Annotated in this window: 15 protein-coding genes; 10 read left to right on the top strand and 5 right to left on the bottom strand. The window is 68.2% G+C overall.

The window, feature by feature from the left end; genetic code table 11:
* The first annotated feature begins 235 nt into the window (after positions 1 to 235).
* From G6N48_RS25250 to G6N48_RS25265, 4 genes are read left to right on the top strand one after another with little or no spacing between them, the layout of a single operon-like run.
* A complete protein-coding gene (locus tag G6N48_RS25250; protein ID WP_161494230.1) occupies positions 236 to 1132 on the top strand; it encodes a hypothetical protein in 897 nt (298 codons plus the stop codon).
* A complete protein-coding gene (locus tag G6N48_RS25255; RefSeq protein WP_085270250.1) occupies positions 1129 to 1785 on the top strand; it encodes a twin-arginine translocation pathway signal in 657 nt (218 codons plus the stop codon). Before G6N48_RS25250 ends, G6N48_RS25255 begins: the two co-directional genes overlap by 4 nt.
* Before the next feature lie 10 nt (positions 1786 to 1795).
* On the top strand, positions 1796 to 2419 hold the full coding sequence (locus tag G6N48_RS25260; RefSeq protein ID WP_085270251.1) for a fatty-acid--CoA ligase: 624 nt from the start codon (positions 1796 to 1798) through the stop codon (positions 2417 to 2419).
* Positions 2420 to 2435: 16 nt separating this feature from the next.
* A complete protein-coding gene (locus tag G6N48_RS25265) occupies positions 2436 to 2624 on the top strand; it encodes a (2Fe-2S)-binding protein (RefSeq protein ID WP_085270252.1) in 189 nt (62 codons plus the stop codon).
* 9 nt (positions 2625 to 2633) lie between these two features.
* On the opposite strand, the gene G6N48_RS25270 is transcribed toward G6N48_RS25265, so the two are convergent.
* Positions 2634 to 4361, bottom strand: a complete 1728-nt coding sequence (locus G6N48_RS25270; RefSeq protein ID WP_085270253.1) for an alpha-keto acid decarboxylase family protein — start codon at positions 4359 to 4361, stop codon at positions 2634 to 2636.
* 19 nt (positions 4362 to 4380) lie between these two features.
* On the opposite strand from G6N48_RS25270, the gene G6N48_RS25275 reads away from it, so the two are divergent.
* From G6N48_RS25275 to G6N48_RS25290, 4 genes are read left to right on the top strand one after another with little or no spacing between them, the layout of a single operon-like run.
* Positions 4381 to 4824 carry an SRPBCC family protein gene (locus G6N48_RS25275; protein ID WP_085270294.1) on the top strand — a complete coding sequence of 148 codons (444 nt, stop codon included), beginning with the start codon at positions 4381 to 4383 and terminating at the stop codon, positions 4822 to 4824.
* 5 nt (positions 4825 to 4829) lie between these two features.
* On the top strand, positions 4830 to 5912 hold the full coding sequence (locus tag G6N48_RS25280) for a CaiB/BaiF CoA transferase family protein (RefSeq protein ID WP_085270254.1): 1083 nt from the start codon (positions 4830 to 4832) through the stop codon (positions 5910 to 5912).
* A 57-nt stretch (positions 5913 to 5969) separates the two neighbouring features.
* The gene (locus G6N48_RS25285; RefSeq protein ID WP_085270255.1) at positions 5970 to 6425 is read left to right on the top strand and encodes an SRPBCC family protein; all 456 of its coding nucleotides are present in this window, start codon (positions 5970 to 5972) and stop codon (positions 6423 to 6425) included.
* A 55-nt stretch (positions 6426 to 6480) separates the two neighbouring features.
* On the top strand, positions 6481 to 6936 hold the full coding sequence (locus G6N48_RS25290; protein ID WP_085270256.1) for an SRPBCC family protein: 456 nt from the start codon (positions 6481 to 6483) through the stop codon (positions 6934 to 6936).
* On the opposite strand, the gene G6N48_RS25295 is transcribed toward G6N48_RS25290, so the two are convergent.
* On the bottom strand, positions 6933 to 8111 hold the full coding sequence (locus G6N48_RS25295; RefSeq protein ID WP_085270257.1) for a pyridoxal phosphate-dependent aminotransferase: 1179 nt from the start codon (positions 8109 to 8111) through the stop codon (positions 6933 to 6935). The genes G6N48_RS25290 and G6N48_RS25295 overlap by 4 nt on opposite strands.
* A gap of 199 nt (positions 8112 to 8310) precedes the next feature.
* Here G6N48_RS25295 and G6N48_RS25300 point away from each other — a divergent pair, with 199 nt between their 5' ends.
* Together G6N48_RS25300 and G6N48_RS25305 are read left to right on the top strand one after the other, a co-directional pair.
* Positions 8311 to 9522: an acetyl-CoA C-acetyltransferase gene (locus G6N48_RS25300; protein WP_085270258.1), complete on the top strand. Its 1212-nt coding sequence runs from the start codon at positions 8311 to 8313 to the stop codon at positions 9520 to 9522.
* A gap of 19 nt (positions 9523 to 9541) precedes the next feature.
* Positions 9542 to 11689: a 3-hydroxyacyl-CoA dehydrogenase NAD-binding domain-containing protein gene (locus G6N48_RS25305; RefSeq protein ID WP_085270295.1), complete on the top strand. Its 2148-nt coding sequence runs from the start codon at positions 9542 to 9544 to the stop codon at positions 11687 to 11689.
* A gap of 60 nt (positions 11690 to 11749) precedes the next feature.
* On the opposite strand, the gene G6N48_RS25310 is transcribed toward G6N48_RS25305, so the two are convergent.
* From G6N48_RS25310 to G6N48_RS25320, 3 genes are read right to left on the bottom strand one after another with little or no spacing between them, the layout of a single operon-like run.
* Positions 11750 to 12334 (bottom strand): class I SAM-dependent methyltransferase, encoded by a 585-nt coding sequence (locus G6N48_RS25310; protein ID WP_085270259.1) that lies wholly within the window; start codon positions 12332 to 12334, stop codon positions 11750 to 11752.
* A 3-nt stretch (positions 12335 to 12337) separates the two neighbouring features.
* Positions 12338 to 13201, bottom strand: a complete 864-nt coding sequence (locus G6N48_RS25315) for an LLM class F420-dependent oxidoreductase (protein WP_085270260.1) — start codon at positions 13199 to 13201, stop codon at positions 12338 to 12340.
* A gap of 6 nt (positions 13202 to 13207) precedes the next feature.
* Positions 13208 to 14443, bottom strand: a complete 1236-nt coding sequence (locus G6N48_RS25320) for an FAD-dependent monooxygenase (protein ID WP_085270261.1) — start codon at positions 14441 to 14443, stop codon at positions 13208 to 13210.
* Between the last annotated feature and the right edge of the window lie 79 nt (positions 14444 to 14522).

The raw sequence follows: 14522 nt of genomic DNA on the forward strand, positions 1-14522 counted from the left end.
CGGGCAGAATATCCGTGCAGATGCTCGCGCATCGACGCGTTCGCCGAGTAGTGTTGCCCCACGGCGCCGCCCGCGCGGGCGCCGACGCCCGGCCGCCTACGGCCAGCAGCAAATCTGCCGATGACGGCAGGTGGTAGAGGAGTTTCGCAGTGAGTCACGAGCAGCCCCGATTCCGGGCTGGTGAGAGTTGAGTGGCGACACCCGCCAGGACGCCGCTGATACGAAATCTGTTCCGGTGAGCGACGACGAACCGAGCACTGCCGACGACATGAGGGCGCTGGCCGAGCAGGCCGAAGCGCAGGCAGCCGAAGCAGAAGCGCTCGCCGCCGCGGCGCGGGCCCGCGCCCGCGCCATTCAGTTGCGCCGCAAGGCCGATGCCGTCGAGGCGGTCGAGGCGCGAGCCGCGCAATCCGACCAGCCGCCGGCGGAGTCGCCGGCGATCACCGAGCCCGACACGCCCGCCGAGTCTGCCGAAACCGTCCAGGGAACCGCCGAACCCGAAGAGGGTGTGGGAGAAGAAACAGCCGAAGCCGACGCCGAAGCCGAAGCCGACGCCGAAGCCGAAGCCGACGCCGACGCCGACGCCGACGCCGACGCCGACGCCGCGGAGCAGCCCGCTCGTGGGTCGGGCCGCCTGCGCCGTCCCACCTGGTCCACCGTCGCTGCAAGCCTGGCCGTCGTCGTGATCCTCGCGGCGCTGTCGGGCAGTGGCTATTTGCTCAAGAAGCAGCGCGACGTGGCCCGCCAGCATCGGTTGCAGGCGGAGTACGCCGCCGCGGCGCGCCAGGGCGTCGTGACACTGACCTCGCTGGACTTCAACAACGCCCAGCAGGGGGTGCAGCGCATCCTCGAGGACTCCACCGGCTCGTTCAAGGACGACTTCCAGAAGATGGCCGCCGACTTCACGAAAGTGGTGGAACAGTCGAAGGTTGTCTCGCAAGGCGCCGTGCAAGCCACCGCGGTGGATCTGAACACGATGACCGGCAACTCCGCGACCGTGCTGGTCGCCTCCACCTCCGAGGTCACCAACGCGGCCGGCGCCAAACAGGATCCACGTAACTACCGGCTCATCGTGAAGGTCGAACGCGACGGTGGGCAGGTCAAGATCGCGAAAGTCGAGTTCGTGCCGTGACCGCAGACGAGACGCCCGTCGACAAGGCGGCGCAGACAGAACAAAAGGCCGAAGCTGACGACGCGGCGAAAGTCGAGGAGACGGCCGACCGCGATTCCCCGAAGGACATCGACGGTCGCGGTGGGGCCGGCCGGCCCACGTCGCCGGCCACGCGGACCAAAGGGCGAACGTCCGCACGGATCGTCGCCGCCGTGCTGGCCGTGCTGGTCGTGAGCTCGCTGGCACTGCTCGGTGCGCTGTACTACTTCAGCTACCTGCCCGGCCGTGAGACCGACGTCGCGGCCGCCAAGACGGCGGTGGCGGCCGCCAGTGAGGGGACGGTGGCGATCCTGTCCTATTCTCCCGACAGCCTCGACCGCGACTTCTCCACGGCCAAATCCCACCTGACCGGCGACTTCCTCTCGTATTACGACCAATTCACCCAGCAGATCGTCGCGCCGGCCGCCAAACAGAAGGAGGTGAAGACCACCGCGGTGGTGTTGCGCGCCGCCGTGTCGGATCTGCGTCCGGATTCCGCCGAAATCCTGCTTTTCGTCAACCAGAGCACACAGACCAAGGATCGGCCGGAGCCGACGTTCACCAACAGCAGCGTGTCCGTCAAACTGGCGAAAGCCAATGGAAAATGGCTCATCTCGTCGTTCAGCCCGGTATAGGACCACCACGTTGAGCGCCGGCGACATTCACTCGATGGTGATCGCATCGGATTACCGCGTCCCCGATCCGACTCGGGTGTGGCCGCTGCTGGAGCGCAGAAAGTCCGCCCTCGCCGACATCGGCGCCCATCACGTGCTGGTCTATGTGTCGACGCACGACCGCGGGCGCGTGCTGGTGATGATCGGGGTGCACAGCCGTGAGCCCATCGTCGAACTGCTGCGCTCGAGGGTCTTCTTCGACTGGTTCGATGCCGCCGGCGTCGACGACATCCCGGCGGTGTTCGCCGGGGAGATCGTCGACAGGTTCGTCGCGAACCCTGCGACCACGCCCCGGGCGCCCGGAGTGGTGGTGGCCGCGATCGCATCGGTCGACGACGTGATGACGCTGACCGCCGAAGTCGCTTCCGCGACCGACAGATTCACCAGCGCGGGAATTCGCAAGACATGGCTGTTCCGGGCCTTCGACGACGATCACGAAGTACTGATCCTGCAGGAATTCCCCGACGAGGACAGTGCTCGGGAGTGGATCGACCACCCCGACGCCGCGGCCCAGTGGATGTCGAGGGCGGGCGTCGGTGCCTACCCGCCGCTGTTCGTCGGCCGGCTCTTCGACACGATGCGCATCGAGACGTAGGGGAGCGGACAGCGCGGTGTTCGTCTGCCTGTGTAACGGCGTCACCAGCCAAACGGTGTCCGAGGCCGTCGCGGCCGGGGCGTCGACGACGAAGGATGTGGCCCGGGCCTGCGGGGCGGGCGCCGAGTGCGGGCGCTGCCGGCGGACCGTCCAGGCGATACTGCGCTCGTCGAATACGGGGCGCACGCCCACCCGGTCGGGTTGAGCGCGCGCTTCAGCGGCGCGGGCTGCCGTCGGGTGACACGGGCTGAACCAATTCGACCAGCAGCGTGGGGATTTCGAGCCGCGGCAGGACCACCTCGACGAACACCATGCAATCTCGATGCTCGGCCGCGGCGATGAATGCATCGTCGAGCTCACCGTAGGTCTGGGCCCGGAAGGCGAGGTGATCACCGACGCCCAGCGCGCCCGGGACCTCGGTCCACCGCCAACTCACGATGTCGTTGTAGGGTGCGGTCTCCCCGTGGATGGCCCTTTCGACGGTGTAGCCGTCGTTGTTGACCACCACGATCACCGGCGACAGTCCCTCGCGGGCAAAGGTGCCGAGTTCCTGCACCGTCAGTTGCGCGGCGCCGTCACCGATCAGCAGCACCGTTCTGCGCTCCGGGTGGGCCACACCGGCCCCCAGCGCCGCGGGCAGCGTATAACCGATCGAGCCCCACAGTGGTTGGCCGATGAAGGTGACGCCCTGCGGCAGCCGGTGGTCGGCCATGCCGTAGAACGAGGTGCCCTGGTCGGCGAGCACGACGTTGCCGGGCGTGAGCGCCTCGCACAGCCGATCCCACACCATCTGCTGGGTCAGCGGTTGGTCGCGCGTCGGCGTTCCGGCCGGTTCTACGGGTGACTTGTCCGCCGGCGTCGCCACGGCCGGTGACGTGGCCCCGCGCCGGACCAGGATCTGCGCCAGCGCATCGAGCGCGGCGCTCATCTCCAGGGGGGCGAAAACCCGCCCGGCCACGCTGCTTTGGTACTGCCCGATGTCGATGTTGCGCGCGGGATCGATCCGCTGGCTGAAGAAGCCGCTGACCATGTCGGTGAACACCACCCCGGCGGTGACCAGGACGGGCGCGTCCTCGATCGCGCTGCGGACCGCCGGGGTGCTGGCCGATCCGGCGTAGATCCCCAGGTAGTGGGGCGAACTTTCGTCGAGGAGGCTCTTGCCCCACATCAACGTCGCATAGGGCACCGCGTCGGCGGCCAGCAACTTCTCGAGCTCTGTGACCGCCTGCAGACGGTGCACCAGCAGATCGGCCAGCACGGTCAGGTGGTGGTCGCCGACGAGGTCGGTGGCGGCCTCGACGAACGCCGACAGCGCGCGGGGGCTGGTGCCACCGGTGTAGCGGGGCAGCGGCCCGGCGGGCGGTTCGGTGGGGAAGCGGGCCACGTCGGTCGACATCAGGATGTAGCCGGGCCGCTTCTGTTCGCGCACCTCGCTGAGCACCCGGTCGATCTCCCGGCGTGCGGTGGCCGGCATGAGATTGGCCTGGGCGCAGGTGATTTCGCGACTCACCCGGACAAAGTGCTCGAAGTCGCCGTCGCCCAGGGAGTGGTGCAGCGCACGCCTGGTGCCCTGGGCATCCTTGGAGGGGCCGCCGACGATGTGCACGACGGGCACGTGCTCGGCGTAGCTGCCCGCGATCGCGTTGGCCGCCGACAGCTCGCCCACCCCGAATGTGGTTACCACGGCCGACAATCCGCGAAGCCGTCCGTAGCCGTCGGCGGCGTAGCCGGCGTTCAGCTCGTTGGCGTTGCCCACCCACCGAATCGAAGGGTGCGCGACGACGTGGTCGAGGAACTCCAGGTTGTAGTCGCCGGGGACGCCGAAGATCTCGGAGACGCCGAGCTCCGCGAGCCGGTCGAGCAGATAGTCACCGACGGTGTAGAGGGGATCAGTCACGAGCACGACGGTACGCGGTCGAAATCGATCCGGCCGACATGCCATTTCGCTTATTGTGCGGTCCATGGCAATCAAAGAGTCTCGCGACATCGTCATCGAAGCCGGCCCCGGAGAGATCCTCGACGTGATCGCCGATTTCGACGCGATGCCGACGTGGTCGGAACCGCATCAGAGCGCGGAGGTGCTCGAAACGGGCGACGACGGCCGGCCGAGCAAGGTGAAGATGAAGGTCAGGGTCGCGGGCATCACCGACGAACAGGTGGTGGCCTATACCTGGGGCGCCGACGAGGTGAGCTGGACCCTGGTCAGTTCCTCCCAGCAGAAGGCGCAGGACGGGAAATACACCCTGGTGCCCCAGGGCGGCGACACGTTGGTCAAGTTCGAGCTGCTGGCGGACCCCAACGTCCCGTTGCCCGGCTTCGTCCTCAAGCGCGCGGTGAAGGGGACGATCGATTCCGCGACCAAGGCGCTGCGCGCGCGGGTGCTCGAGGTCAAGAAGGGTAAGTAGCCGCCATGAGCGACGCGGGGCCGTTGGCCGGCGTGCGGGTCATCGAACTCGGCGGGATCGGGCCCGGGCCGCACGCGGGCATGGTGCTGGCCGACCTGGGCGCGGACGTGGTGCGGGTGCGGCGCCCGACGGGCGGCCTCACCATGCCGGCCGAGGATCGCGACCTGCTGCACCGGGGGAAGCGGATCGTCGACCTGGACGTCAAGACGCAGCCCCGCACGCTGCTGGGCCTGGCCGCCAAGGCCGACGTGCTGCTCGACTGCTTCCGTCCCGGCGCCTGCGAGCGACTGGGCATCGGTCCGCACGACTGCGCCGAGGTCAACCCCAGGCTGATCTTCGCCCGCATCACCGGCTGGGGCCAAGACGGCCCGCTGGCCCGGACCGCGGGCCACGACATCAATTACCTGTCTCGAACGGGTGCCCTGTCGGCGCTCGGCTACGCGGACCGGCCGCCGATGCCGCCCCTGAACCTCGTCGCCGACTTCGGTGGCGGCTCGATGCTGGTGCTGCTCGGCATCGTGATCGCACTGTACGAGCGGGAGCGCTCGGGCGAGGGGCAGGTGATCGACGCCGCGATGGTGGACGGCGTCAGCCTGCTAGCCCAGGTGATGTGGACCATGAAGTCGACCGGTGCGCTGCGGGACCGCCGCGAATCATTCCTGCTCGACGGCGGGGCCCCGTTCTACGGTTGCTACGAAACCTCCGACGGCAAGTACATGGCCGTCGGCGCCATCGAGCCGCAATTCTTCGCGGCGTTGCTCCATGGCCTCGGATTCGCGCCCGACGAGGTGCCCGGGCAATTCGACATCGGCGCCTACCCGCGACTGCGCGCCGCCTTCGCCGAGCGGTTCGCAACCCGGACGCGTGACGAGTGGACGGCGGTGTTCGCCGGCACCGACGCGTGCGCCACGCCGGTGTTGACGTGGAGCGAAGCCGCGAACGACGACCACCTGCGCGCGCGCTGCACGGTGATCACCGCGCACGGGGCCGACCAGGCCGCGCCGGCCCCGCGGTTTTCCCGAACGCCGGCCGGGCCGGTCGGACCGCCCCCGGCGGTCACCGTGGACCTTAACGAAATCGGCTGGTAGCAAACCGTTTAAGCGAAACCTCCCCGCACCGGCCGCGGCGTTGCTAAGTTCGTCTCAGTGGCCGTAAAAGCATCGCGAGAATTCGTCGTTGACGCGCCTCCGGAAAAGGTCATGGCGGCGCTCGAGGACGTCGGCGTCGTGTCGGGCTGGTCGCCGCTGCACAAGCACATCGAAGTGATCGACCGCTATCCGGATGGCCGGCCCCACCACGTCGCCGCCACCATCAGGATCCTGGGACTGGTGGACAAGGAAGTCCTGGAGTACCACTGGGGGCCCGACTGGGTGGTATACGACGCCAAGGGCACCGCGCAGCAACATGGCCAGCACGTCGAGTACAACCTGAAGCCCCAAGGAATGGACAAGACGTTGGTGCGATTCGACATCACCGTCGAGCCCGCCGGGCCGATACCGGCGTTCATCGTAAGGCGCGCAAGCGAGAACGTGATGAACGCCGCGGTGAAGGGATTGCGCGAAATGGTGACGGGTGTAGCCGATCCCGGCGGGCCGGGTTAGGCGACGCCGGTTTTTCTGCTCCGAAAACGGCAAAGCGGTTGTAAGTTGAGTCACAGTGGCCGTGCAAGCATCGTCGGAGATCGTGATCGGCGCGCCCCCGGAACTGATCATGGAGGCGCTCGCCGACATGGACGCTGTGCCGTTGTGGTCGGCGGTGCACAAACGGGTAGAGGTGGTCGACAAGAATCCCGACGGACGACCCCACCACGTGAAGGTCACCATCGCGGTGACCGGCATTCACGACACCGAGCTTCTCGAATACCACTGGGGCCCGGACTGGATGGTGTGGGACGCCGCCAAGACGGCCCAGCAGCATGGCCAGCACGGCGAATACAACCTGATTCGCGAGAGCGACGACAAGACCCGGGTGAGGTTCACACTCACCGTCGAGCCGTCGGCGCCGCTGCCCGAGTTCTGGGTCAGCCGGGCCCGCAAGAAGATCCTCCGTTCGGCGCTGGAAGGGCTTCGGGACCGGGTAATGGGCGCCGACGGCGCAGCCCCGCCCCGTTAGCCGCCCGCGTCGCGAAGCGCTGCCAGTCGCCTGATCGCCTCGTCCAGGGTGTCGTCGCGCTTGCAGAAAGTGAAGCGCACCAAGTGATTCCATACGTCAAGCTGTCCACCCGTGGGATCGCAGAACGCCGACATCGGAATGGCCGCCACCCCGACGCGCTCCGGTAGGGTCGCGCAGAACGCGGTGCTGTCGTCGTACCCGAGCGGACGCGGGTCGGCGCACAAGAAGTAGCTGCCGTCGCTGCGGTGCACTTCGAAACCGATTCCCGTCAGCCCCGCGGCCAGCCGGTCGCGCCGGGCCTGCAGGCACTCGCGGAAGTCGGACACCCATCCGTCCTCGGTATCGAGCGCCAGCGCCACCGCGGGCTGCAACGGTGCACCCCCGACGTAGCTCAGGTACTGCTTGGCCGCACGCACGCCGGCAATGAGTTCGGCCGGGCCGCAAGCCCATCCGATCTTCCAGCCCGTGCAGTTGAACATCTTGGACGCGCTGGAGACGGTGATCGTGCGCTCGCGCATGCCGTCGAAGCCGGCCAGCGGAAGGTGCCGGTGGCCGTCGAACACCAGGTGCTCATAGACCTCGTCGGTGAGCACCAAGAGGTCGGCCTCGACCGCGATCTCCGCGATGGCGCCCAACTCCGCCGCGCCGAGGACGGTGCCGGTGGGGTTGTGCGGTGAATTGACGATCAGCGCGCGGGTGCGGCGCGTCACCGCCCGCCGCAGTGCGTCGGCGTCCAGCGCGAAGCCGCTGCCGTCGGGCACCAACGGCACGGCGACCCGGCGGGCGCCGGCCATCGCGACGACGGGGGAGTACGAGTCGTAGAACGGCTCGATGAGCAGCACCTCGGAGCCGGGTTCGACGAGGCCGATCACCGCCGCTGCGATCGCCTCCGTCGCGCCGACGGTCACCAGCACTTCGGTGTCAGGGTCGTATTCGGTGCCGAAATGCCGCCGGCGCTGGGCCGCAATCGCCTGCCGCAGCGGTGCGATGCCGATTCCGGGCGGGTACTGGTTGGCGCCGTCGGCGATCGCGTCCTGCGCCGCCTTCAGCATGGCCGGGGGGCCGTCTTCGTCGGGGAAACCCTGGCCGAGGTTCACCGCGCCGATCCGCGCGGCCAGCGCCGACATCTCGGCGAACACCGTGGTCGCGTACGGACGCAGCCGCGACACCGTCATGGTGGTCGAGCTTAACTTCACGCCTCGGCGTGACCGCACCGTCACGCTCGGCGCGCGACGAACCGCAGCGTCACACCGGGTGTCACTGAGCTGCGCAATCCTGCCCAACCAACAGGTTGGCCGGGCGCTTTGTTAGGGTGCTGGGATCGGACCTACTCTGTAGGCGGATCCGAATCCCGATTGCGAACAGGAAGTCGACATGTCCGAAGAAGCCTTCATCTACGAGGCCATCCGCACGCCGCGCGGCAAGCAGCGCAACGGTTCGCTCAACGAGGTCAAGCCACTGAACTTGGTCGTCGGCCTGGTCGACGAGCTGCGCAAGCGCAACCCCGACCTGGACGAGAGCCTGATCAGCGACATGATCCTGGGCGTGGTCTCCCCGGTCGGTGACCAGGGCGGGGACATCGCCCGCACCGCGGTGCTGGCGGCCGGGCTGCCGGAGACCACCGGCGGCGTCCAGCTCAACCGGTTCTGCGCCTCGGGCCTCGAGGCCGTCAACACCGCCGCGCAAAAGGTGCGCTCCGGGTGGGACGACCTGGTGCTGGCCGGCGGTGTCGAGTCGATGAGCCGCGTGCCGATGGGCTCCGACGGCGGCGCCTGGGCGACCGACCCCGAAACCAACTACCGGATCGGCTTCGTCCCGCAAGGCATCGGCGCCGACCTGATCGCCACCATCGAGGGCTTCTCCCGCGAGGATGTCGACGCCTACGCGCTGCGCAGCCAGCAGAAGGCCGCCGAGGCGTGGTCGGGCGGCTACTTCGCCAAGTCGGTCGTGCCGGTGCGCGACCAGAACGGCCTGGTCATCCTCGACCACGACGAGCACATGCGGCCCGAAACCACGATGGAGGGTCTGGCCAAGCTCAAGACCGCCTTCGACGGAGTAGGCGAGATGGGCGGCTTCGACGACGTGGCGCTGACCAAGTATCACTGGGTCGAGAAGATCAACCACGTCCACACCGGCGGCAACAGCTCCGGCATCGTCGACGGCGCCGCGCTGGTGCTGGTCGGTTCGGAGGCCGCCGGCAAGTCGCAGGGCCTGACCCCGCGGGCGCGCATCGTGGCCACCGCCACCAGCGGCTCGGACCCCGTCATCATGCTCACCGGCCCCACCCCGGCCACGCGCAAGGTGCTCGACCGCGCGGGCATGACGATCGACGACATCGACCTGTTCGAGCTCAACGAGGCCTTCGCGTCGGTGGTGCTGAAGTTCCAGAAGGATCTGCACATCCCCGACGAGAAGCTCAACGTCAACGGTGGCGCCATCGCGATGGGCCACCCGCTGGGCGCCACCGGCGCCATGATCACCGGCACCATGGTCGACGAGCTCGAGCGCCGCAACGCGCGCCGCGCGCTGATCACGCTGTGCATCGGCGGCGGCATGGGCGTCGCGACGATCATCGAGAGGGTTTAAGGCCGTGGCGCAGAACACCATCCAGACCGAGAACACCATCCAGTGGGACAAGGATGCCGACGGCATCGTCACCCTGACGTTGGACGACCCCACCGGGTCGGCGAACGTGATGAACGAACACTACAGCGCGTCGATGCACAATGCGGTCGAACGCCTTGCCGCCGAGAAGGATTCGATTACCGGCGTGGTGATCACCAGCGCGAAGAAGACCTTCTTCGCCGGCGGTGATCTCAAGGCGATGATCAACCTGGGCCCGGAGAACGCCGGCGAGGCGTTCGACACCGTCGAGTCGGTCAAGCGTGACCTGCGCGCCCTGGAGACCCTCGGCAAGCCGGTCGTGGCGGCCATCAACGGCGCCGCGCTGGGCGGCGGCCTGGAGATCGCGCTGGCCTGCCACCACCGAATTGCGGCCGACGTCAAGGGAAGCCAGCTCGGGTTGCCCGAGGTGACGCTGGGCCTGCTGCCCGGCGGTGGCGGGGTGACCCGCACCGTGCGGATGTTCGGCATCCAGAACGCCTTCATGAACATCCTGTCGCAGGGCACGCGCTTCAAGCCCGCCAAAGCCAAGGAGATCGGCCTGGTCGACGAGCTCGTCAGCTCGGTCGAGGAACTGGTTCCTGCTGCCAAGGCGTGGATCAAGGCCAACCCCGATTCGCACGAACAGCCTTGGGACAAAAAGGGTTACAAGATGCCCGGCGGCACGCCGTCCAGCCCCGCGCTGGCCGCCATCCTGCCGTCGTTCCCGGCGCTGCTGAAAAAGCAGCTCAAGGGTGCGCCGATGCCGGCGCCGCGGGCCATCCTGGACGCGGCCGTCGAGGGCGCGCAGGTGGACTTCGACACCGCCAGCCGCATCGAGAGCCGCTACTTCACCCAGCTGGTCACCGGCCAGGTCGCCAAGAACATGATCCAGGCGTTCTTCTTCGACCTGGCCCACATCAACGGCGGCGGCTCGCGCCCCGACGGCATCGAGCCGGTCAAGATCAACAAGATCGGTGTGCTGGGCGCGGGCATGATGGGCGCCGGTATCGCCTACGTCTCGGCCAAGGCCGGTTACGAGGTTGTGCTCAAGGACGTCAGCATCGAGGCCGCCCAGAAGGGCAAGGGTTACTCGGAAAAGCTTGAGGCCAAGGCACTTCAGCGCGGCAAGACCACCGAGGAGAAGAGCAAGGCGCTGCTGGACCGCATCACGCCGTCCGCGGACCCGGCCGACTTCAAGGGCGTCGACTTCGTCATCGAGGCGGTGTTCGAGAACCAGGAGCTCAAGCACAAGGTCTTCCAGGAAATCGAGGACATCGTCGAACCCAACGCGCTGCTCGGGTCGAACACCTCGACGCTGCCGATCACCGGTCTGGCCACCGGCGTGAAGCGGCAGGAGGACTTCATCGGCATCCACTTCTTCTCCCCGGTCGACAAGATGCCGCTGGTCGAGATCATCAAGGGCGAGAAGACTTCCGACGAGGCGCTGGCGCGGGTGTTCGACTACACGCTGGCCATCGGCAAGACCCCGATCGTGGTCAACGACAGCCGCGGCTTCTTCACCAGCCGCGTCATCGGCACCTTCGTGAACGAGGCGCTGGCGATGCTGGGTGAGGGAGTCGAGCCGGCCAGCATCGAGCACGCCGGTTCGCAGGCCGGGTATCCCGCGCCGCCGCTGCAGCTGTCCGACGAGCTCAACCTGGAGCTGATGCACAAGATTGCGGCGGCCACCCGCAAGGGTGTCGAGGACGCCGGCGGCACCTACGAGCCGCACCCGGCCGAGGCCGTCGTCGAGAAGATGATCGAGATCGGCCGGCCGTCGCGGCTGAAGGGCGCGGGCTTCTACGAGTACGTCGACGGCAAGCGCACCCGCCTGTGGCCGGGCCTGCGCGAGACGTTCAAGTCCGGTTCGTCGCAGCCGCCGCTGCAGGACATGGTCGACCGGATGCTGTTCGCCGAGGCGCTGGAAACCCAGAAGTGCCTCGACGAGGGCGTGCTCACGTCGACGGCCGACGCCAACATCGGGTCGATCATGGGCATCGGGTTCCCGCCGTACACCGGTGGCAGCGCGCAGTTCATCGTCGGCTACTCCGGTGCGGGTGGTATCGGCAAGGAGGCCTTCGTGGCGCGGGCCCGTGAGCTCGCGGCCAAGTACGGCGACCGCTTCCTGCCGCCGGCCTCGCTGACGTAGTCGCAGACGTAAAGCCCCCCGAGACAGCAAGTTCGGGGGGCTTTACGTTTTTTCTGCTGCTCAGGCGCGCCGCTGGAACACATAGAACCGCGTGGGTGTCTGCTCGCGGTCCAACTCCTGTTCGCTGCCGGCGGACAGCAGCGTCCAGGCGGGCACGAACCGCCGTTCCATCTCGGCGGGGTCGACGCCGCGCACGCCGAACCGGCCGCCGGGCAGGAACGCGACGACCACCAGCCGCGCATCGGCGGCGGTGACCGCCCCGACCTCCCGCACGTACGCCTCGCGGTCGGCGTCGCTCATGTTGTGCAGGCAGCCGTTGTCGACCACCAGCCGGAAGCCGGTGCCCAGTCCGGCCTGACTCAGCCGCGTGACATCGGCGCGCACGAAGTTGATCGACGCCTTGGCGGCTCGCGCCTTCGCACGGGCTTTGTCGAGCGCCTGGGACACGTAGTCGACCCCGGTGACGGTCCAGCCGCGCTCGGCGAGGTAGATGGACGTGTCCCCGGTCCCGCATCCCAGGTCGAGGGCGCTGCCCGGAGGGAGCGTCTCGACGAGGTCCCGCAGGCTCTGCGCGATGGGATGGCCGTCCCACGGCGTGAAGCCCAGCCGGTAGAAGAGCCGGAAGAGGGTGTGTTTGGAAGCCACGGCTCAACCGCGGTGGGCGGCGGCAATTCGGCGCCATTGGTCGCGGGGGAAGGCCTGCGGATCGGCGAGCAGAACCTGGACGCAGACATGGTCGGCGCCGGCCGCGCGATGCTCGTCGACCCGGCGCATGACCGCCTCCTCGTCGCCCCACGCGATGATCGCGTCGAACAGCCGCGTGCTGACGTGCTCCAGGTCGTCCTCGGAGAATCCGCTGCGCAGCAGATTGTTCGCGTAGTTGGGTAACGCGAGATATGCACGCAGCCAGTCGGTTCCGATGCTGCGCGCCTCATCGGCGCTCTCGGTGAGGATCACCGTCTGTTCCGGTAGCAGCAGCGGACCCTTGCCCAGAGTCGCACGCGCCGAAGCGGTGTGCTCCGGCGTGACCAGATAGGGGTGCGCTCCGCGGGTCCGGCTCGCCGACAGGGCCAGCATTTTGGGACCGAGCGCGGCCAGTACCCGGCTGGCGGCGGGCACCGGCCGCTCGGCGGCGTCCAACCCGTCCAGGAACGACGCCGTCGCCGCCAGCGGCTTGCGGTAGCGGCCCGGATTACCGGCGTCGATCAGCGGGGCGTGGCTGACGCCGATGCCCAGCAGGAAGCGGTCGCCGTGCTCGGCGGTGAGCGCCGCGTAGGACTCGGCGACGTCGTCCGGTGAGTGCATCCACAGGTTGAGGATCCCGGTGGCGATGACCGTGCGTTCGGTCGCGGCGAGCAGGCGGCCCACGGCGTCGAACACCGGGCCGCCGACGTCGGGGATCCACAGCGCCGCGAACCCGAGCTCATCCAATTCAGCTGCGGCGTCGGCCGATTCGGATGGATCGCCGTAGCGCAATTGGCTGCTCCACACCCCGACACCGTTAAGCTCCATTGGCCATCATTCCTCTCCGGGTACCTTGTCATCGGTGTAGTCGTCATCGGTGTAGTCGGGCACCGGCATCGAGTCGTACAGCCGGACCCCTTTGGTGTTCAACTTCGCCATCGACCGCGACAGCGACCCGGGCAACCGCGACACCAGCTGGGCGCCATGCGTCAAGGCCCAGACTCCGAATCGGGACTCGGGGACGATGCTCTTGGCCGCTCCCCGGGCGAAGGTCCGGCTGGCTTGCACCGGCTCGCGCATCCGTAGTTCGTAGGCGGCGAACGCGCGCAGGTGATCGCCCTCGGCCCGGGCAAGCTCGCCGGCCAGCACGTAGGCGCCGAGCACCGCGAGGCTGGTGCTGCCGCCCACGGCGGGGCCGGGGCAATAGCCGGCGTCGCCGACGAGGGTGACCCGGCGGCGCGACCAGATGTTCATCCGGAGTTGAGTGATCGCGTCGAAGTAGAACGCCGGCGTGCGGTCGATCTCCTCGAGCCACCGGTCCACCTGGGCGGCCATGCCGCTCAAGGCCCCGCTCAGCAACGCCTTCTGCCCCGACACGTCGCGATGGTCGTAGTCGAGCTGCCGGGCCACCCGGAACAAGAACACCACCCGCGCGTCGTCCAGGTGCTCCGCGGTGTAGATCGCCGCGATGCGGCCGACGCCGACGTGACCGATCATCTGGCCCGCGTTGGCCAGCGTCTTGGGTGCCGACAGGACCGCCAAGTATCCGCCGATGAACCGCGTGAGGTCTGCGTCCTCGCCGAACGTCAGGCGCCGGACGTTGGAGTGCAGCCCGTCGGCGCCGACCACGACGTCGAAATTGCGGGTCGGGCCGTGCTCGAAGGTCACCTCCCCGTCGGGGTCGATCGCCGTGATGGTGTCCCCGAAGATGTACTCGACATCGTCGCGGGTGACCTCGTAGTAGATCTCGCTGAGGTCGTCGCGCATGATCTCGACATGCCGGTCGGAGGCGGCGGCGTAGATCTTGGTGAGGTCGATTTCGGTGGGCCGAGTCTGTCCTTCGCGAAACACCGTCAACCGATTGGTTCCGGTCGCGCGGGCTTCGATCTGGGGCAGGACGCCCATCTTCGCCGAGATCTCCATCGCCGGGCGGAAGAGGTCGACGGCGTGGCCGCCGGTCTTGCGCAGGTTCGCCGCCCGCTCCACGACGGTGACGTCGAAGCCGTACCGGTTCATCCAGTACGCCAGCACCGGCCCGGCGATGCTGGCACCGGAGATGAGGATCTGCAACGCGGCCTCCTGCGCTTGCTCGACGCTCAGCCTAACCAGGAGGTCTGTGCGCGGCGCAGGTCGCGGCAGGGCTCGCCGC

It is taken from the genome of Mycobacterium parmense, assembly GCF_010730575.1.
GTDB classification, from domain to species: Bacteria; Actinomycetota; Actinomycetes; order Mycobacteriales; family Mycobacteriaceae; genus Mycobacterium; species Mycobacterium parmense.

Bases quoted from the DNA above. Each gene is read 5' to 3' on its own strand.
- G6N48_RS25270 (WP_085270253.1), bottom strand. From the start codon at position 4,361: ATGGCATGTCGGCCGGATCGATTTCGACCGCGTACCGTCGTGCTCGTG.
- G6N48_RS25275 (WP_085270294.1), top strand. From the start codon at position 4,381: ATGGCAATCAAAGAGTCTCGCGACATCGTCATCGAAGCCGGCCCCGGA.
- G6N48_RS25280 (WP_085270254.1), top strand. From the start codon at position 4,830: ATGAGCGACGCGGGGCCGTTGGCCGGCGTGCGGGTCATCGAACTCGGC.
- G6N48_RS25295 (WP_085270257.1), bottom strand. From the start codon at position 8,111: ATGACGGTGTCGCGGCTGCGTCCGTACGCGACCACGGTGTTCGCCGAG.
- G6N48_RS25300 (WP_085270258.1), top strand. From the start codon at position 8,311: ATGTCCGAAGAAGCCTTCATCTACGAGGCCATCCGCACGCCGCGCGGC.
- G6N48_RS25315 (WP_085270260.1), bottom strand. From the start codon at position 13,201: ATGGAGCTTAACGGTGTCGGGGTGTGGAGCAGCCAATTGCGCTACGGC.